Below are 19,115 nucleotides of genomic sequence, written 5' to 3'. Positions count from 1 at the left end.
AAGATTTCGGTTACACCGTGCAGACGGCCTTTCCCGCTTAAACGGATAACGATGGCACTCATCAGCACACACGACAAAACCTTCGAGCTTCAAGAGGGAGAAACCTTATTGGAGGGCTTGGAGCGCACCGGCCACGAGGTCGAATATCAGTGCCGCAGCGGCTATTGCGGTTCCTGCCGCGTCAAAATATTGGACGGCAGGGTATCCTACGACGATTTCCCGCTGGCGTTTGTCGCGCCCGGCGAGATTCTGCCGTGTTGCTGTCGGGTAAATGAGGACATTAAGGTTGATTGCCGTGGGCGGGTGAGTGAACCAGATTTGTTCGATGTCGGCTTGTTTGATGAGCAGGAATAACTTTAATTGATTAGATTGGTAGTGGATTCGAATAGGGATATGAGTGTTTTTATTTGAATCTATCAACTGACTAATTTTCGTTTTTTAAATACACATTACTGGAAACATAAAATTAAAATGATCCAAAACAATACATCCCAATTTTTCTTATTATCCCTCGCCGTCTTATTGGCGGCTTGCTCTCCTGACAAACAGGATAAGGTAAAAGAATCTGTCGTTTCTGCACCTTTATCTTCTGTTTCCGAGAAATCCAATACAAATGATAAGACCGTAGAAACGGACATAAACAAAGTAGAAAGCGCACCTTCTTCAAATTGTACCAACCTGCATCAGATTGAAGGCATTGACGATTTTGTCCGTCAGGTTGCCGAGAATATCGATTCCAGTTGTTTGTTTGAACGCAGCCCTAAAGAATTGGCGGCGATTTGGGGCATTCCCGGCGGAGATGACCCGCTGGAGCAGGCACTGTTCCCTGATATTGATCCGAATGATCCTAAAAACGTTGATAAAGTGATAGAGGCTATTGATCAGATGGTAAAAGGGGAGCGGAGCTATAATCAGCAGGCGGTAGAACCGGTGGTACAAGAAATGAAAGCACTCAGGCAACGGGATACGTTGGTTTTATCAACAGGCGATCATAAAAGCCAAGGTTCGAATCAGCCGCTGAGGATAACGCGTAATTTCGGTATAGGAGGAACGCCGGAATATCTTAAGAAACATGGTGGCGGGTTTGGCGGCAGTTTTCAAAACATCAGCCAGTTGCCCGAATATTTGAAAGCACACGGAAAGATTTTTGAGGCGCAACGGGTATTCCGCCTTTTCAACCGCGACCGCAGCCCTGATAAGCCTTATCTGGAAATTGTGTTCGACGAAAGTGGAAAAATTGTTTCGATTACCGTATATGAAAATGTTTCCAATCCGGCAAGCGGGATTCATTTGATGTAATGGGTTTGGAGCACAAACGGAGAGGGTAGGAATCTAAATGCATCGAGCGTTCGTTGAACATTTGATGAGATAGCAGTTTGATTGGAAGCCTTCAATTCAATATCGAAAAGGTCGTCTGAAACCTGAATCGGGTTTCAGACGACCTTTTGTTGATGTGTTCGAGATTAACCAGATGCTTAACGGCTGTCTTTCCATTGGTAATATTTCGAGCCGAGGAAGGAGCCGAGTTTGCGCAGGAAAGGTTGGGTAATGATGCTGGGGTGTTTGAGTTTTTCAAACGGTTTCAGACGACCATCGTCACCTATGATGGCTTCGGCAATGGCAAGGCCTGCTATGCCGGTAATTGCCATGCCGTGTCCCGAGTAGCCTTGGGCATAGTAAACATTGGGCGCGAGTCTTCCGAAGTGGGGGGCGAGGTTGGCGGTGATGTCGCATTCGCCGCCCCATGAATGTTCGATTTTGACATCAGCAAGCTGGGGGAAGACTTTGAGCATGTCTTGGCGGACAAGCTCGGTCATGCGGTCGGGATCGTCGATGAATTCGTTGTCTTTGCCGCCGAAGAGCAGGCGGCCGTCCGCGCTAAGGCGGTAGTAGTCGAGGACGTGGCGGTTGTCGCAGACAGCCATGTTGTTGCGGATGAGTTCTTTGGCGCGTTCGCCCAGCGGTTCGGTGGCGATGATGAAGGTGCTGACGGCGATGGCTTTTTTTTCCAATGGCTTGAATTTTTGATGCAAACCGGCGTAGGTGTTGACGGCATACACGAGGTTTTGGCATTCGATGCTGCCGTCCGGGGTATGGACGAGCCAGCCGCCTTGATAGGGTTCGATACGGGTCATCGGGGACTGTTCGAAAATCTGCGCGCCTGCTTCGGCAGCGGCGCGGGCGATGCCCAGGGTATAGTTGAGCGGATGGAGATGGCCGGAATGAGGATCGAACTGTGCGCCCAAGTACATATCGCTGGCAAGTTGTTGCTTGAGCGTGGCTTTATCCCAGAGTTGGTAATGGGTAGCGCCGTAATGTTGTCGGGCGTGTTCATGCCATTGTTGCAATTCTTCCCAATGCTGCGGGCGGATGGCGACGGTAGCATAGCCTCGCTGCCAGTCGCAGGCGATTTGATGTTTTTTAACCCGTTCGTCAACGAGTTCGACGGCTTGCAGGGATTGCTGCCAAAACCAGCGGGCTTGTTCCAAGCCGACTTGTTTTTCGATTTCTTCCATACCGCAGGCGTAATCGCTGATGACTTGCCCGCCGCTGCGCCCTGATGCGCCGAAGCCGATACGGGCGGCTTCGAGTACGGTTACTTCGCGTCCGTTTTCGGCAAGGGGAAGGGCGGTGCAAAGTCCTGTCAATCCTCCGCCGATGACGCAGGTCTCGGTTTTCAGACGACCTTCAAGCTTGGGATAAGCGGCGTGGGGATTGATGGTGCTGAAATAATAGGAGGGAAGGTATTCTTTGAAATTGGGATGAATCATAGGGTAATGCTTTGTGTGGTTTCAGACGACCTTTGGAGGGTATAGTGGATTAACTTTAAACCAGTACGACGTTGCCTCGCCTTAGCTCAAAGAGAACGATTCTCTAAGGTGCTGAAGCACCAAGTGAATCGGTTCCGTACTATCTGTACTGTCTGCGGCTTCGTCGCCTTATCCTGATTTAAATTTAATCCACTATAGTTGAGGGTCGTCTGAAAAGTGGGTTAAACGGGTTGTGTGAAGAAAACAGGCTGACCTTGCATTGATGCGGTCAGCCTGTCTGATTGGGTCAATTTGTTTTTTCTGCGGCAAGCTTTTCCTGACGGTAGGCTTCGGCGGCTTCCCGATCACGTTTGGTTGCTTGGCGCATCATCCAGTAATTGATGACGATGACCAGCGTACCGATAATGCCGATCAGGATGGTTGCCAACACATTCATCTGCGGGTCGAGACCCAGCTTGATTTTGGAGAAAATCACCTGCGGCAATGTGGAAGAACCGGGACCGGACAGGAAGGAGGTAATCACCAAATCATCCAGCGACAGGGTAATGCCGAGCAGGAAGCCTGAAGCGATGGCAGGGGCAATCAAGGGCAGGGTGATGACGAAAAAGATTTTCAGCGGACGCGCACCCAAGTCCATGGCGGCTTCTTCGAGCGATTGGTCAAGCTCCACCAGGCGCGAGCGGATGACGACGGTAATGTATGCCATACAAAGCGTCGTATGTCCGAGGAAAATGGTGAAGAAACCGCGGTCGAAGTAAAGCCTTTGGAGCAATTCGCCGCTGCCTTGCAGGAACATTTGCACCTGAATAATCAGGAGCAGCATGGACAAACCGGTAATCACGTCAGGCATAACCATAGGCGCGGAAATCATACCGGCAAACAAGGTGCTGCCGCGGAAGCGTTTGATGCGCGCCATCGCGTAGCCTGCCAGCGTGCCCAAAACGACGGCTGCAAGCGAGGATGCGGCGGCAATGCGCAGCGACAGCCAAGCGGCTTCCAAGATGGTGTCGTTTTCCAGCAATGCGCTGTACCACTTGGTTGAAAAGCCGCCCCAAACGGTAACCAGCTTGGATTCGTTGAACGAATAGATGACCAAAACGACCAGCGGAATATACAGAAACGCCAGCGACAGCATCAGCATCAGTTTCAGGAACCAGGATAATCGGGATTTCTGCATTATTTGGATCCTTCTTCTAATTCGCGGTTTTCATAATGCTGGAACAATGCAATCGGCACGACCAGCAGTGCGACCATGACGACGGCGACAGCGGAAGCCAACGGCCAGTTGTTTTGATCGAAGAACGCCTGCCACAAAACTTTACCGATCATCAGGTTTTCCGAACCGCCGACCAGCTCGGGAATTACAAATTCACCGACTGCGGGTACGAAAACCAGCATGGAGCCTGCGATGATGCCGGTTTTAGACAGGGGCAGGGTAATGGTGAAGAACGATTTAATCGGTCCTGCGCCCAAATCAGAAGCCGCTTCGAGCAGGCGGTTGTCGAGTTTCACCAGTTGCGTGTAAAGCGGCAGAATCATAAACGGCAGATAGGCATAAACCATGACCAAGTTCAGCGAGAACGCGTTGTAAAACAGGTCTAAAGGCTCTTCGATAATCTGCATTTTGAGCAGGAAATTGTTGATGATGCCGTTGTGTCCCAGCAGGCCCATCCATGCGTAGACGCGCAATAGGAAGGAAGTCCAGAAAGGCAGCATGATGGCAAGCAGCAGACCGTTGCGCATGGCGGGATTGGCGCGTGAAATCGCATAGGCGGTCGGATAACCAATCAGCAGACAAATGATGGTCGTCGTCAGCGCAGTCTTAATCGAAGACCAGTAGGTCATCAGATAGATATTGCTGTTTTCGCTGTCGCCGAACGGATTCAGGGTATTCCAAAAATTTTGGAAGATATCGGCATAGTTTTGATAACTGATGGCGATGTTCAGACGACCTAAATCTTCATCGACGCTGGTCAGCGGCGTAAACGGCGGAATGGCGATTTCTTGTTCCGCAAAGCTGATTTTCAGCACGATGGCAAACGGAATCAGAAACAGCACCAAAAGCCAAATATACGGCACGGCGATGACCGCGCGCTGACCCGGGCGGCGGAACAGTTTGTTTTTCAGTTTTTTAAGGTTCATCTCATTCCCCTTAAATCAACGGAACAACGGAGTCGGTTGGTTTTCCGGCCAGCTGATATAGACAGTTTCGTCCCAAGTCGGCGGCGTGATGTTGCGGACATACCAATAAGGTGCGGGAACTTGGCTTTTGACGACGCGGCCGTTGGCGAGTTTGATGTGGTAGATGGCGAAGCTGCCCAAGTAGGCGATTTCTTCCACAGTGCCTTTTGCCCAGTTGAAGCTGCCCAAGTGGTCGGGTTTTTCTTTGTATAAATCAATGTCTTCGGGACGGATGCTGACCCAAATGTCTTGTTCGCTCGGGCCGCCTAGACCGTGGTCGATGCGGACGTGGTTTTCCAAGCCTTCGCATTCGATAACGGCATAATCGGCATGGTCGTCAATCACGACGCCGCCGAAAATATTGGTCTCGCCGATGAATTCGGCGGTAAAGCGGCTGTTGGGGTAGTCGTACACATCGCTGGGGGTACCAACCTGTTGCAACTGACCGTCGGACATGATGGCAATGCGGGTCGCCATCGTCATCGCCTCTTCTTGGTCGTGCGTGACCATGATGCAGGTTACGCCGACTTGTTCGAGCGTGTTGACCAATTCGAGCTGGGTTTGTTGGCGCAGTTTTTTGTCCAACGCGCCGAGAGGTTCGTCAAGCAGCAGGATTTTCGGACGCTTTGCCAAGCTGCGTGCCAAAGCGATACGCTGTTGCTGGCCGCCGGATAATTGATGCGGTTTGCGCTTGGCGTATTTGGTCATCTGAACCAGACGCAGCATTTCTTCCACGCGCGCAGCGATTTCATCTTTGGGCATTTTGTCTTGTTTCAGACCGAAGGCAATGTTCTGCTCCACAGTCATATGCGGGAACAGGGCATAGCTTTGAAACATCATATTGATGGGGCGCTCGTAGGGGGCAAGTTTGGTAATGTCTTGACCGTCCAGAATGATTTTGCCCTGATTGGGGCTTTCCATGCCCGCCAGCATACGCAGCAGCGTGGATTTGCCGCTGCCGGAGCTGCCCAAAAGGGCAAAGATTTCATGTTGATAAATATCTAAGTCGATGTTATCGACAGCGTAATTGTCACCAAACTTTTTCACCAAGCCTTGGATTTTAAGATAAGGTTTGGCTGAAGACGCAGTGGTTGCGGTCATAATGGCAATACTCCAATAAAAATGACGAGTACCGGCAAAACGGATTTTCGAAAGGGTGATAAAAAGCTGTTTGATTGCTGGCGGGAGTCGCAACGTCGAAACGTCGTCTGAAACTCTTGTGAAGCGCACGGGCAGCATGGATGGGAAACGGGTGGAAATCCAAGGATAAACCGCCTCCGCCGAACTCGCTATTATATTAGCCTATGGCACGCATGGGCAATACGAAATTGCCCGAAGGGGCTGATTTCCCGCGGATTTGATTTAAACAGGACATTTTGAAACCTGTTAGATTGAATCTGCGGTCAATCCATACGGGTGAATAAGGAAAGGCAATCGCTTTCATGAGCAAAGTTGAGTGCGTTGTTTTTATGCAATTAATTTATATGAATATTATGCTTATATTTTAAATATTCATTCAAAATATAATAAAATATGAAATATTTACATTAATGCTTGATAAGCATTTTGTTGCAGAAAGTGCAATAACAAGCAGATTTTCAAACAAATTTTTTCGTGAATGTTCACGCAAGGGGTAAAACATGAGTATCAAATGGGCAATATGAAATTGCCCGAAGGGGCTGATTTCCCGCGGATTTGATTTAAACAGGACATTTTGAAACCTGTTAGATTGAATCTGCGGTCAATCCATACGGGTGAATAAGGAAAGGCAATCGCTTTCATGAGCAAAGTTGAGTGCGTTGTTTTTATGCAATTAATTTATATGAATATTATGCTTATATTTTAAATATTCATTCAAAATATAATAAAATATGAAATATTTACATTAATTGCTTGATAAGCATTTTGTTGCAGAAAGTGCAATAACAAGCAGATTTTCAAACAAATTTTTTCGTGAATGTTCACGCAAGGGGTAAAACATGAGTATCAAACAATGGCCTGAAGGCGAGCGGCCGCGCGAGAAATTGTTGGCACATGGTGCAGGTGCATTGAGCGATGCGGAGTTATTGGCGATTTTGCTGCGGGTCGGTACGCGCGGGATGAGCGCGGTGGATTTGGCGCGTTATCTGCTGAACGAGTTTGGCAGCTTGGGCAAACTGATGAGCGCCGACGCTAAAACACTTTCCGCATACAAGGGCATGGGTTTGGCGAGTTTTACCCAGTTTGCCGTCGTTAAAGAAATCGGCAGGCGGATTTTGGGTGAGGATTTACAGGAAAACATCACGCTTTCCAGCCCGAAAGCCGTTGCCGATTATCTGCGCCTGCATTTGGGGCATGAAAAGATAGAAGTCAGCACCGCGCTTTTGCTCAACCGCCAAAACAGGCTGATTGCCATGCGCGAACTCTCGCGCGGAACGGTGGCGGAAAATACCGTCTATATCAGGGAAATCGTCAAGCTCGCATTGGACGAATACGCCGACAGCCTGATTATCGCGCACAATCATCCCGGCGGTTCGGCAACGCCTTCGCAATCGGACATCGCGTTTACAGGTCGTCTGAAACAGGCTTTGGCATTGGTTGATGTCTCGCTTTTAGACCATTTTATTGTTACGGCGACAGAAGCCTGCTCGATGCGGGAACAGGGGTATATGGAAGGGTAAAGTGATATTGCTTGGCGGGGCAAAGGTTGGGATAAAGAGGTCGTCTGAAAACGGATTTCAGACGACCTCTTTACTGATTTTAGTGTGATAGATATTGATGATTAATGCCTTGAATACAATTGATATTATAAACAAACGGACATGAAGGATCGTCTGAAAATTCTTTTCTCTAACCCAGATGATCTTAAGCCCTTTCGCTGATGATGTCGGACACGCCGACTTCGTGCGGATTGATGCGGGCGGTTTCTTCCTGCCCCAGTCCGACCAGTTTTCGCAGCCGAGTCATATAGGCATTGACATCCAAGCCGCGTCCGTAGCGTTGCGCTTCCCATATGGTTTCTGCCAGCGCATCCATCATATCGTGTTCGGCACGTACCCAATCGCCGCCATAGCGCGCGCAGAGTTGTCCGTGTATGGCGCGGATGCCGGGCGGCTGGTCGATGGCTGCTTGTTCTTGCAGGGAGAGATGCAGCGACATATGCAGGAAGGGACTGGTTTCTCCTTCTTCGGGCGTCCAGGTTTTGTCCAGATAGTCTTCGATATTTTCGAGATAGTGGGTGTATTCGGGATGGGCTTCGATAATCCGCAGGGCTTTTTGTTGCAACCCGTCCAGTTGCAGGGGGGTGAGGCGTTGTTGCCAGACATGGGCGAAAAATCGGCGGACATCGTGTGTGTTGACATCGTACATGGCGGGAATTTCAGAAATTCGGATAGGGCGATTATATAGTTATCTTTCCTGCTTTTACATTTGATTAACGGTTTATGCCTCAGGGCGTTTTAAAATGCAGCTTTGCTTCTTATCTTATGGAATAACGATGAACCCTTATTTGTCCGCTTTTGTATTATCTGTCCCGATGGTGGTTGCCGCGCCTTATGTGGCGGCTGAAACACACCACGCACAGGCTCAGATGCAGCAGAATATAGATGCAGTTTTGAAAATTGCGCGCAACGGCTCTTTGAGCGAGGCGCAAAAGGTCAAGCAGATCGAGCAATATGCAGACCGTTATCTGGATTACGAACGCATTTCCGCTTTGGCGGTCGGCGCGCCTTGGCGTGAATTCTCCGCCGCTCAGAAAACGGAATTTATCCACGCTTTTAAAGACATGATTATAGCCATGTATTCGCATTCCGCCTTAATCGGCGCGGCGGATGCGCAGGTAAGGCTGTTGCCGAAAATGACGGTCAACGGCAATAAGTTTGACGTATTTTCTGAACTGCACACCAAAAAAGGGACGAAATACGAAGTAGCCTACCAGCTTTATAAGGTCGGCCCTGCCTATAAAATCTACAACATCCGCGTGGACGGAACGAGCCTAGTAACGGTTTACCGCAACCAGTTCGGCGAGCTTATCAAGCAAAAAGGCATAGACGGCACCATTGCGACCGTCAAAGCCAAAGGGCTGAAAAAGCAATAAATCCAATGACAAAAGGTCGTCTGAAAGTTTCAGACGACCTTTTTCTATTTGTTCAAATTGTTATTTCAACATCAAAATCGCAGCCACCGCCGCAGCCGCCACTGCCAATGCGGCAATCAGTTTGGCGGCGGAAGCAAATTTCAAGGTAACGGTTTGCCCCTCGATATACTTGTAGCCGCTGATCATCGGGCGGATCAAATCTTTTTTCTTCAAAAACTTATACGCCAAGACCGTAACGATGTGTAGCCCTGCCAATGCCGCCAGCAGGTTGAAGAAATTGACGTGGATTTTGCGCATCAGGCTGCCCGTGTCCGAGCTGATCAGATGGTTCAGATAGCCGCTGTCGGTAAACGTGTTTTCATCGGCGGCAAACAAGCCCGTCGTCGCTTGCAGCAAAACCGCCGCAATCAGCGCAATGACCATCAGCGCGCCCAAAGGGTTGTGTCCGGGCTGTTCGTTTTCCGTCAGGCTGCCTTGCAGGTAGCGGCGGATGGACGACGGACCGCGCACGAATTGCGAAAACCGCGCCGTATCGCTGCCCCACAAGCCCCAACACAGGCGGAAGACAATCAGCCCCGCCACCAGCAGCCCGCAGCGCAAGTGCCAAACCAGCATCCCGCCGCCAGCCTGCGCGCTGTACCACATAAATCCGACTGACAAGACCAAGAGCCAGTGAAACAGGCGCGTTGGCAAATCCCAGACTTTGATTTTTTGTTTCATTAAATATTCCTTGTTGTGCGGTTGTAGTGTTCCTATACGGGGCGGTAGAATCGTGACAACAACAGTCGATAAAAGACATCCTCTTTTCGCCACGCATCCGCTATTTTATCCCAAACTCAGGCAGATTGATGATGAACCCGTCCTATAAGCTCCCCGATACGCCCGATTTTTTTCAGACGACCTCGCAATTTCCCGACGTATTCACCCCGCGTCAGGCAGAATCGCACAAAGGGACATACGGCACGTTCGCCGTCGTCGGCGGCGCATCGGGCATGAGCGGAGCCGTTGTTCTCGCTTCCACCGCCGCGGTTTATCAAGGCAGCGGCAAAGTGTGGGCGGGCTTCAATCAAAGCGCCTTGCCCTTTGCCGTCATCCCCGAACGCCCCGAAATCATGCTGGCGACTGCCGAAGACCTGCTGAAACGCAAGGACATCAGCGCATGGGCGGTCGGCTGCGGCATGGGTTTGGACGAAACTGCCGACTCAATCTTAAATGCCGTGTTGACGCAAAATCAGGATGCACCGCTGCTGCTCGATGCCGATGCACTGACTTTGCTGGCAAGGTCGCATCCCGAAACCCGCGAAGCCGCACAAAAACGCAGCCATCTGGTTCTGACCCCGCATCCCGCTGAAGCCGCCCGCCTGCTCGGTACATCCACCCAAGCCGTCCAGCAAGACAGAATGTCCGCCGTCCAAACCATCAGCGCAACATTCCAAGCCGTAACCGTCCTAAAAGGATACCGCACACTGGTCGCCGCGCCCGATGGCACGGTCTATACCAACCCAAGCGGCAACGCCGGACTTGCCACCGCAGGCAGCGGCGACGTTTTAAGCGGCATCATCGGCAGCCTGCTCGCGCAAGGCATCCCGCCGTTCCAAGCCGCTTGCGCCGGCGTATGGCTGCACGGCGCAGCGGCGGATGTCATCAAACGCTCGACGGGTGTGGAAACCGGTATGCTCGCAGGCGAAATCTCACCTGCCGCCAGATGGTTGAGAAATCGGCTGATGACGGATAAAACAAAAAATTGAGCAGGAAGGAGGTCGTCTGAAAACGGTTTTCAGACGACCTGTGTGTTGTTATTAGATAAAAAAGGGAAAAAATGAAACCGAATATTTTTGATATAGCCACTAAAGAACTGAGTCAGGATGCTTTTATTACTTGGCTATTGCTGTTTGCCGATGGGGGATGCAAACGAGAAGATGAGGTTTTAAATGAATGTGCGCGGGAATTTGTTACAGAATTAATCAAATCACACTATCCGAATTTTGATGAAAAAATTACTTCTGTGAAAGCAGGGAGGCAAAGGGAAAATATTGATATATGGGCTGAGGTAAATGATAAATATTTTATTGTAATTGAAGACAAAACCAATACTAAGGAGCATTCTAATCAGCTAAACCGGTATAGGGAAGCTGCGGAGAGAATGACGAAAGGTAAAAGCATTGTCTGCATTTATATAAAAACCGGTAATGAAAACAAAGCCAGCCTGACAAGAGTGGAAAATAAAGGGTTCAAGGTTTTTGACAGGAAAAACCTTATTCGTATTCTCGAAAAATATACGGATCTTATAAAGAATAATATTTTTATAGATTTTCTCGAGCGGATTAAAAGGCTGGAGGAGAAAAATAATCAATTTGGAGAGATAGCCATTACGGAATGGCAGGGTATTGATTGGCAGGGATTTTTTCAATTTTTAGAAAATGAATTACCAGCGGCAGATATGTGGTGGGATTATGCAAATAATCCCAGTGGCGGTTTTTGGTGGTATGCCTTTTCTAAATTGCCGCTGACAGACAAAAATTTTATTTATATGCAGTTGGAGCAAAGTAAGGCAAGGCTTTGCTTTAAGGTCAATATATCTGACGAGAGTGCTGAAAATGATAGAAGACAAATACGAAAAAAACTTTTTGATTTGTTTATATCGGAAGCTCGCAAAGAAGGTTTCTTCGAGATTAAAAAACCGAAAAAGTTTGGGAAGGGGAAAACCATGACGTTTGCCGTGGTTGAGCGAGAGGGGTGGTTTGGTAACGATAAATTGGATAGGGAGGGTGTTATTAAAAATATTTTGAAATATCAAGAATTTTTCATAGAGTTTCAGAAAACATTCAAAGCTGATACGCAGTCTCCAAAGCAGGCACAAATACCCAGTTTACGTTTTAAAAAATAATACAGAAAGGATTTCAGACGACCTAACCATCCGTTTGAAATCCTTTCCCGTACCGATTAAACTGCCGACTTGCTCTTTTTCCATCATCCTTATTTTGTCCATCACACACTATGTCCAAACCGCTCATCATCCATTGGCTTGCCATCTGCCTGATACCTTACCATCAAGCATCTTAGTTTTAAAAAAGTCGTCTGAAAGCGGCTTGGCAGGTTTGCTGAAACCGTTTTTCAGACGACCTAATCCTATATTTTTTAATTTTCATACAGCATCAAACCATGTCTTCCATCCGCTCTTTCAGTTCCACTTTACTGCTCGCGCTGCTGCCTTTGGGCTTCCTTATCGTGATGGTCGTCGCGCCTTTGGTTGCGCTGGCTTTTTACGACGGGAGTGCATGGGGCGGGGTGTTGCGCGATGATTATATGCAGCACCTTATCTTATGGACGGTGTTTCAGGCTTTGGCAACCTGCGTGCTGGCGGGGATTTTGGGCGTGCCTGCGGCGTGGGTGTTGGCGCGTTTGGATTTCCGGGGACGCGCTTTGGTGTTGAGGCTGTTGATGCTGCCTTTCGTGATGCCGACTTTGGTGGCAGGTATGGGCGTGTTGGCTTTGTTCGGCACAAACGGTGCCGTTTGGGCGGGCTGGCAGGATACGCCGTATCTGTTGATTTACGGCAATGTGTTTTTCAACCTGCCGGTTTTGGTGCGCGCGGCGTATCAGGGATTTTTGCAGGTTCCCGAGGCGCGACTGCAAACGGCGCAGGCTTTGGGGGCGGGGGCTTGGCAGCGGTTTTTAAGGGTGGAATGGCCGGTATTGCGCCCGTGGTTGGCGGGCGGTTTGTGTTTGGTTTTCCTGTATTGTTTTTCGGGGTTCGGACTGGCTTTGCTGTTGGGCGGCGACCGCTATGCGACGGTGGAAGTAGAGATTTACCGGCTGATTGCGTATGAATTGGATATGGCGCAGGCTTCCGTCTTGGTATGGCTGGTGTTGGGGATTACCGCTGCGGCGGGGTTGCTGTATGCGCGGTTGAGCCGTCGGACGGATGCGGACAAGGCACACGCCGCACCGCGTCCGCGCAAGCCCGAAACAGCGGCGGAACGGCTGATGGTCGCGGCGGTATTGTCGGTGTTGTGTGTGTGCTGCCTGATGCCCCTGCTTGCGGTTGTCCGGCAGGCTGTCCTTGCCGGAGGGTCTTGGCGGGTATTGCTCGAGGGCGAAACGCTGGCGGCGCTTTGGAACACCGTTCGTTTTTCGGCAGCGGCGGTCGCTGCCGCTGCGGTATTGGGCGTGTCGTATGCCTGCTTGGCAAGACGTGCGGCGTGGGTGAGGGGGGCGGTATTTTTGCCGTTTATGGTGTCGCCGGTCTGTGTGGCGTTCGGCGTGCTGCTGCTGTATCCGCAATGGACGGCATCGCTGCCGCTTTTGATTGCCGCTTATGCGCTGTTGGCGTATCCGTTTGTCGCCAAAGATGTTTTGGCGGCGTGGGATGCGTTGCCGCAAGGCTATGGCGAGGCGGCGAGGACTATGGGGGCAAACCGTTTTCAGACGACCTTTTACATCACCGCCCCATTGCTGAAACCTGCTTTCAGGCGCGGGCTGACTTTGGCGGCGGCAACCTGCGTCGGCGAGTTTGCGGCAACGCTGTTTTTGGCACGTCCCGAATGGCAGACGCTGACCACCCTGATTTACGCCTATCTGGGTAGGGCGGGGGCGGACAATTATTCGAGGGCGATGGTGTTGACGGCGGTACTGATGCTGTTTGCGACGATGGTGTTTTTGCTGTTGGACGGAAAGGACGAGGACTGAATCATATTGAAGGTCGTCTGAAAAGGCGGTTTCATCTTGGTAAAACCGGTTTTCAGACGACCTTTTCGGTATGGTTGCCTGTTTTGACCGTATATTCCAACGCTTTGTAAGGTTTTAGCGTGGATGAAATATAACCGTTTTCAGGACGGCGGACGTAATCGAGATAATCCTGCATGGCGGGTGAAAAGCCTTCCACATCATCCACAGCGATGACCGCGCGGTCGGCAAGATTGGGTTCCAGCAGCTTGAATACGGGGAATACCAAATCCGGCCAGCCGTCGAGCAAGACGAAATCGGGGCGGATGGCTAAGTCTTTTAAGGTTTCCAGCGCATCGCCTTCGCGAAGCTCGATATAGTCTGCCAAACCGGCTTCTTGGAAATGTTTTCTCGCCGCGGCGGCTTTGTGCGGCAGATATTCGCAAGTGATGACGCGCCCGCCGTTGCGCTTGGAGGCTGCGGCAAGATACAGCGTCGAAATGCCGTAGGAAGTCCCAAATTCGACGATGTTTTTTGCATCCGATGCCAAAGCCTGCATGTACAAAAACTTGCCTTGTTGTGGTGCGATGGGGATGTATTTGTCTTCGTAAAAACTTTCGTTTTCCCCCGTCCAATCCAGCCCTTTGCCCAACAGTTTGAAAATCTTGGGCAGAAAATGAAAAAACATCTGCCTGTTTTGCTTTAAGGCTTGTGTGTAGAGCCGCAGCAAAACGGCTTCAACTTGAGGCTCTTGCAGAAAAGCGAACATTTGGGGTGTCAGCTTGGGCATGGGCTTTCTCCTGTTCAGTTCAAATCTTCTATATTGTCCATCTTGCCACAGCTTTGCTTTTCAGACGACCCCTGCATCCAAACTCCGCTATAATGGCGGCTTTCCCATTATTTCATTCAAAAGACGGTCTTATCATGAAACACATCCACATTATCGGTATCGGCGGCACGTTTATGGGCGGGGTGGCCGCCATTGCCAAAGAAGCGGGGTTCAAAGTCAGCGGTTGCGACGCGAAGATGTATCCGCCGATGAGCACCCAGCTCGAAGCCTTAGGCATAGACGTACACGAAGGCTTCGATGCCGCGCAGTTGGACGAATTTAAAGCCGACGTTTACGTGATCGGCAATGTCGCCAAGCGCGGGATGGATGTGGTTGAAGCGATTTTGAACCGCGGCCTGCCTTATATTTCCGGCCCGCAATGGCTGTTGGAAAACGTGCTGCATCATCATTGGGTACTCGGCGTGGCGGGGACGCACGGCAAAACCACCACTGCGTCCATGCTCGCATGGGTCTTGGAATATGCCGGACTCGCGCCGGGCTTCCTCATCGGCGGCGTACCGGAAAACTTCAGCGTTTCCGCCCGCCTGCCGCAAACACCGCGCCAAGACCCGAACAGCAAATCGCCGTTTTTCGTCATCGAAGCCGACGAATACGACACTGCCTTTTTCGACAAACGCTCCAAATTCGTACATTACCGTCCGCGTACCGCCGTGTTGAACAACCTGGAATTCGACCACGCCGACATCTTTGCCGACTTGGGCGCGATACAGACCCAGTTCCACCACCTCGTGCGCACCGTGCCGTCTGAAGGTCTAATCGTCTGCAACGGACAACAACAAAGCCTGCAAGACACTTTGGACAAAGGCTGCTGGACACCGGTAGAAAAATTCGGCACCGAACACGGCTGGCAGGTCGGCGAAGTCAATGCCGACGGCTCGTTCGACGTGTTGCTTGACGGCAAAAAAGCCGGACACATCGCATGGGATTTGATGGGCGGACACAACCGCATGAACGCGCTCGCCGTCATTGCCGCCGCACGTCATGCCGGCGTCGATATTCAGACAGCCTGCGAAGCCTTGAGCGCGTTTAAAAACGTCAAACGCCGCATGGAAATCAAAGGCACGGTAAACGGCATCACCGTTTACGACGATTTCGCCCACCATCCGACCGCCATCGAAACCACCATCGAAGGCCTGCGCCAGCGCGTCGGAAACGCCCGCATCCTCGCCGTCCTCGAGCCGCGTTCCAACACCATGAAACTCGGTACCATGAAAGCCGCCTTACCCGAAAGCCTCAAGGGTGCCGACCAAGTGTTCTGCTACGCCGGAGGTGTGGACTGGAACGTCGCCGAAGCCCTTGCGCCTTTGGGCAGCAAGCTGCACGTCGGCAAAGACTTCGATGCCTTCGTCGCCGAAATCGTGGAAAATGCCGAAGCAGGCGACCATATTTTGGTGATGAGCAACGGCGGTTTCGGCGGGATACACGGGAAGCTGCTGGAAGCGTTGCAATAAGGTTGGTTGAAATTTTGGAATGATTGAGGTCGTCTGAAAACCGGAGTTTGGTTTTCAGACGACCTTTTTGTTGTGAAGGAATGGGATGGGATGGGGCAGGCCCGATATTTCCGGCGGGGGGGCTATAAACCCGGCCGGGTTTGCCGTTTGCCTTTATTTGGATTTTTTGGGCGGCTTGGCGTTTTTGCTTTCTATTGCTTTTCGGTACAGGTCAAGCAGGAAGGCGACGCGTTCTGCCTCGTCGTCGGTGTTTTTGCCTTTTTTGTAGCCGTAGGCTTTATCGACGGCTTTGTCGAGGGCGGCGTGGGCTTTGGCGAGGTCGGGATAGCCTGCGTCGGGCGCATAGAGTTCGGCGAGCGTAGGGGGCGGCAGATTTTTAGCAAGCGCATAGGCACGGTATTTCTCGCGAATGTCGAGGATGGCTTGGGCGGCAGATTCGATGGCGGCGCGGAGGGGGCTGTTTTCAGACGACCTCGGTTTTTTGCCTTTTTTGCCCGTGGTTTCCTGACGGGCAGTTTCATCATCGTCGGGTTTGCGGCAGCTTTCGGGGAAGGGGAAGTTGTTGTACACGACGGTATTGGAGTAGCGGTAATCGCTTTTAAGACGACCTGCGACAGTACGCATAAAGGCATTGTGCATGGTGGAGCTGAGGATGCCGAAGTGGAAAAGGGTGGCGTTTGGAAGGGTAAAATTTGCGTTGCTGTTTATCATAATATGAGAAACATAATCAATGGGTACGAAATGACGTCTTTCAGAAGAAGTACTCGGAATAATCAGATAATTGCCTTCTGAAGGCTGGCGGATTTCGTCGAAGAGCCACGGGGTAGCGGCTTTTTTTTGCGTAGCGGCTTTGCTGCTGGCTTCACGCATGGCTTTGACTGCCTGAATACGGGTTCGTACTTTCGGCATTTTTTTTAAGTCGTTGTTACGCTTGACGTCGGCTACATCATGAAACCAAAGGCACCAACGGGCTTTGCCGTTGATGAATTCCTCGGCGCCGATAAAGGGGCGGATGTATTGTTTTGCCAAGGGTTCATCGACAATCAAGGTGTCTTTTTCATCGGTTGAAAGGATAAGGTTGCCACCGTCGGTCGGTTGATTGCCTTTGCACATTTCAATTTCCCCGCTGATTTGGGTTTTGCGCTTGGCAATAATCAAATCGGGCGCATCAATCAGATATGGATTGATGTTGGCTACGGCGTGTTTTACGGGTTCGCCTTTGATGTCGGGATAGTCGTAGAGGTATTTGGGCAGGGTGGGATTTTCCGAAGCGTTTGCGCCGCCGTTTTCAGACGACGTTTGCGGTTTGCGGCTGAAGCCGACGATGATGCAATGGACGGCGGCTTTGCCTGCGGCCTGGCTCGTCCATTGGAAGGTACGGTGGGCAAAGTTGATTTCGATGCCTTGGTTCAAAAGGCTGCCCCAAAGGATTTCGACCTGCTGGCCTTGGCAGATGGAATTGGTGGAGACGAATGCCGTACGGACGCGGGGATTCTGCGCCATGATGCCGGCGGCTCTGACGTACCAGTTGCAGACGTAATCCAACAGGCCGTAGCCTTTGATATGGACGCAGATGCTTTCTAGGTCGTTTTTCTGCTCTTTGGTTTGGTAAGTCGAGCCGATAAAGGGCGGATTGCCGAAGATGTAGTCCGCCGCCTGCCAAGGTGTCCGAAGGCTGTTGGCGTGGATGATTTCGGCGGCGTCTTCGAGCGGCAGCGTATGGCAGGCGACTTCGCCGTCGAAGCGGATTTGCGTGCGGATGTTGCATTGGTGGTTTTTGAGCCACATGGCGGTGCGGGCGATAAGGACGGCAAATTCGTCAATTTCGATGCCGTGGAATTGTTTCAGACGACATTGGACGGACGGGCTGTCGAACAGTCCGCCCGCTTTGTCTTTGAGGGCTTCGGCAATGATGTCGTCTTCAAGGGCGCGGATGCGGTCGTAGGCAACGATAAGGAAGTTGCCGCAGCCGCAGGCCGGGTCGAGGAATTGCAGATTTTGGATTTTTTGGTAGAAGGCGGCGAGTTTTTTGGCTTTGTCGCGTTTGAGGGCTTTGACGGCTTCAAATTCGGCGCGCAGGTTTTCTAAAAAGAGGCCGTTGATGACTTTGTCGATATTGGCGGCTTCGGTGTAGTGTGCGCCCGCTTCGCGCCGCTCTTGCGCGTCCATGACGGATTGGAAGAGCGTGCCGAAGATTTCGGGGCTGATGTTGCGCCAGTCGAAATTGCCGCAGTCGATTAAGGCGCGGTGCTGCTTGGCGGTGAAGTCGAAGGTGCGCAGGCGTTCTTTGAAAAGGCCGCCGTTGACGTATTCGAAACCTTTAAATTTTTCGCTTTGGGTCTTGCTGCGCTTTCGGTCGGGTGTATTGAGGAATTCAAAGAGTTGGTTGAGCTTGTCGCCGAGCGTGTCGGCTTCTTTGCAGCCTTCTAAAAAGTCTTGAAAGAGATAGTTGCGCTGGAAAACGGCGCTGTCATCGGCAAAAAAGAGGAAAAGCAGGCGCGTGATGAAGAGCCTGAGTTCGTGTTCTTCGTAAATGCCTTCTTCCTGCAAGGCATCGTGCAGCCTGCCGATGGCCGCCGCCGCTTGAATGTTGGCTTCTTCTTGAATTTGGCGGACTTTGGCTTCAATGCCGAACATAAAGTCGAAAACGCCGCGCGTGATGTATTCGGGCAATGCTTCCAGCGGGAATTGCCATTGGTTTTCCACGCCTTTTTCAGGCACGCGGCGGTAAAGGTGGAAATGGGCAAAATCGCTGACGGCGTAATATTCAGGTAAGGCAGACGGCTTGGTGCGCTCGATTTCCTGCAAATAACGCTCCGCCTGCTCTTTGGCTTTGGCCAGGTTTTTGTTGGCGGATTTGTGTTCAGCCAGGAAGATGCCTTCCCAAAAGACATCGACAAATTGGGTGTTGTTGCTCGGGTCTTTAACGGCGTATTCGAAGTGGGCGACGTTTTTGCGGTCTATGCCGAAAATGGCGAAAAATTCATTCCAAAAGGTGTCTTTTTCACGGCGTTCGTCGGTTTGGTTTTTGTAGTAGTCGGCGAAATTTTGGGCGGCGGTTTGGAGTTGGAGCAAGGTTTTCATGACTTTATGCAATGAATGTATTGTGGAAATGGATGGGG

The 19,115-nt window shown here is 51.0% G+C and carries 16 protein-coding genes and 1 pseudogene; 8 read left to right on the top strand and 9 right to left on the bottom strand.

What is annotated here, in order from left to right:
• Positions 1 to 51 precede the first annotated feature (51 nt).
• Both yfaE and RSJ68_05770 read left to right on the top strand, forming a co-directional pair.
• Complete coding sequence (gene yfaE / locus RSJ68_05775) at positions 52 to 354, top strand: class I ribonucleotide reductase maintenance protein YfaE (GenBank protein ID WNU98223.1); 303 nt, start codon at positions 52 to 54, stop codon at positions 352 to 354.
• A gap of 117 nt (positions 355 to 471) precedes the next feature.
• On the top strand, positions 472 to 1,299 hold the full coding sequence (locus tag RSJ68_05770) for a d-alanine-poly(phosphoribitol) ligase (protein WNU98222.1): 828 nt from the start codon (positions 472 to 474) through the stop codon (positions 1,297 to 1,299).
• A gap of 176 nt (positions 1,300 to 1,475) precedes the next feature.
• On the opposite strand, the gene RSJ68_05765 is transcribed toward RSJ68_05770, so the two are convergent.
• The 5 genes and pseudogenes from RSJ68_05765 to potA all read right to left on the bottom strand — a co-directional run bounded on the left by RSJ68_05765 (position 1,476) and on the right by potA (position 6,053).
• The gene (locus tag RSJ68_05765; GenBank protein WNU98352.1) at positions 1,476 to 2,720 is read right to left on the bottom strand and encodes an FAD-binding oxidoreductase; all 1,245 of its coding nucleotides are present in this window, start codon (positions 2,718 to 2,720) and stop codon (positions 1,476 to 1,478) included.
• Between the two features lie 6 nt (positions 2,721 to 2,726).
• Positions 2,727 to 2,968 (bottom strand): annotated as a pseudogene (locus RSJ68_05760) (hypothetical protein).
• A gap of 89 nt (positions 2,969 to 3,057) precedes the next feature.
• Positions 3,058 to 3,948 carry an ABC transporter permease subunit gene (locus tag RSJ68_05755; GenBank protein ID WNU98221.1) on the bottom strand — a complete coding sequence of 297 codons (891 nt, stop codon included), beginning with the start codon at positions 3,946 to 3,948 and terminating at the stop codon, positions 3,058 to 3,060.
• On the bottom strand, positions 3,948 to 4,913 hold the full coding sequence (locus RSJ68_05750) for an ABC transporter permease subunit (protein WNU98220.1): 966 nt from the start codon (positions 4,911 to 4,913) through the stop codon (positions 3,948 to 3,950). Before RSJ68_05750 ends, RSJ68_05755 begins: the two co-directional genes overlap by 1 nt.
• A gap of 15 nt (positions 4,914 to 4,928) precedes the next feature.
• Positions 4,929 to 6,053, bottom strand: coding sequence for a polyamine ABC transporter ATP-binding protein (gene potA, locus RSJ68_05745; protein WNU98219.1), 1,125 nt, complete (start codon positions 6,051 to 6,053; stop codon positions 4,929 to 4,931).
• A gap of 878 nt (positions 6,054 to 6,931) precedes the next feature.
• Here potA and radC point away from each other — a divergent pair.
• Positions 6,932 to 7,612: a DNA repair protein RadC gene (gene radC / locus RSJ68_05740; GenBank protein WNU98218.1), complete on the top strand. Its 681-nt coding sequence runs from the start codon at positions 6,932 to 6,934 to the stop codon at positions 7,610 to 7,612.
• Positions 7,613 to 7,796: 184 nt separating this feature from the next.
• Here the strand turns inward: radC and RSJ68_05735 are convergent, their stop codons facing one another.
• On the bottom strand, positions 7,797 to 8,300 hold the full coding sequence (locus tag RSJ68_05735; protein ID WNU98217.1) for a DUF1841 family protein: 504 nt from the start codon (positions 8,298 to 8,300) through the stop codon (positions 7,797 to 7,799).
• 127 nt (positions 8,301 to 8,427) lie between these two features.
• On the opposite strand from RSJ68_05735, the gene RSJ68_05730 reads away from it, so the two are divergent.
• Positions 8,428 to 9,027 (top strand): ABC transporter substrate-binding protein, encoded by a 600-nt coding sequence (locus RSJ68_05730; protein ID WNU98216.1) that lies wholly within the window; start codon positions 8,428 to 8,430, stop codon positions 9,025 to 9,027.
• Positions 9,028 to 9,087: 60 nt separating this feature from the next.
• Here the strand turns inward: RSJ68_05730 and RSJ68_05725 are convergent, their stop codons facing one another.
• Complete coding sequence (locus RSJ68_05725; GenBank protein ID WNU98215.1) at positions 9,088 to 9,747, bottom strand: cytochrome b/b6 domain-containing protein; 660 nt, start codon at positions 9,745 to 9,747, stop codon at positions 9,088 to 9,090.
• Positions 9,748 to 9,875: 128 nt separating this feature from the next.
• On the opposite strand from RSJ68_05725, the gene RSJ68_05720 reads away from it, so the two are divergent.
• The 3 genes from RSJ68_05720 (at position 9,876) to RSJ68_05710 (ending at position 13,716) form a co-directional block, all read left to right on the top strand.
• On the top strand, positions 9,876 to 10,775 hold the full coding sequence (locus RSJ68_05720; GenBank protein WNU98214.1) for an NAD(P)H-hydrate dehydratase: 900 nt from the start codon (positions 9,876 to 9,878) through the stop codon (positions 10,773 to 10,775).
• A gap of 71 nt (positions 10,776 to 10,846) precedes the next feature.
• The gene (locus tag RSJ68_05715) at positions 10,847 to 11,914 is read left to right on the top strand and encodes a PD-(D/E)XK nuclease family protein (GenBank protein ID WNU98213.1); all 1,068 of its coding nucleotides are present in this window, start codon (positions 10,847 to 10,849) and stop codon (positions 11,912 to 11,914) included.
• 275 nt (positions 11,915 to 12,189) lie between these two features.
• Positions 12,190 to 13,716, top strand: coding sequence for an iron ABC transporter permease (locus RSJ68_05710; protein ID WNU98212.1), 1,527 nt, complete (start codon positions 12,190 to 12,192; stop codon positions 13,714 to 13,716).
• Positions 13,717 to 13,768: 52 nt separating this feature from the next.
• On the opposite strand, the gene RSJ68_05705 is transcribed toward RSJ68_05710, so the two are convergent.
• Positions 13,769 to 14,482, bottom strand: coding sequence for a class I SAM-dependent methyltransferase (locus RSJ68_05705; protein WNU98211.1), 714 nt, complete (start codon positions 14,480 to 14,482; stop codon positions 13,769 to 13,771).
• Between the two features lie 134 nt (positions 14,483 to 14,616).
• On the opposite strand from RSJ68_05705, the gene mpl reads away from it, so the two are divergent.
• Positions 14,617 to 15,993, top strand: a complete 1,377-nt coding sequence (gene mpl / locus RSJ68_05700; GenBank protein ID WNU98210.1) for a UDP-N-acetylmuramate:L-alanyl-gamma-D-glutamyl-meso-diaminopimelate ligase — start codon at positions 14,617 to 14,619, stop codon at positions 15,991 to 15,993.
• Positions 15,994 to 16,146: 153 nt separating this feature from the next.
• Here mpl and RSJ68_05695 read toward each other — a convergent pair whose 3' ends face one another.
• Positions 16,147 to 19,077, bottom strand: coding sequence for a class I SAM-dependent DNA methyltransferase (locus RSJ68_05695; GenBank protein WNU98209.1), 2,931 nt, complete (start codon positions 19,075 to 19,077; stop codon positions 16,147 to 16,149).
• Positions 19,078 to 19,115: the final 38 nt, after the last annotated feature.

It is taken from the genome of Neisseria sp. DTU_2020_1000833_1_SI_GRL_NUU_006 (genome assembly GCA_032388755.1).
Classification (GTDB): domain Bacteria; phylum Pseudomonadota; class Gammaproteobacteria; order Burkholderiales; family Neisseriaceae; genus Neisseria; species Neisseria sicca_C.
This window is presented reverse-complemented; position numbering and strand designations above follow the sequence as displayed.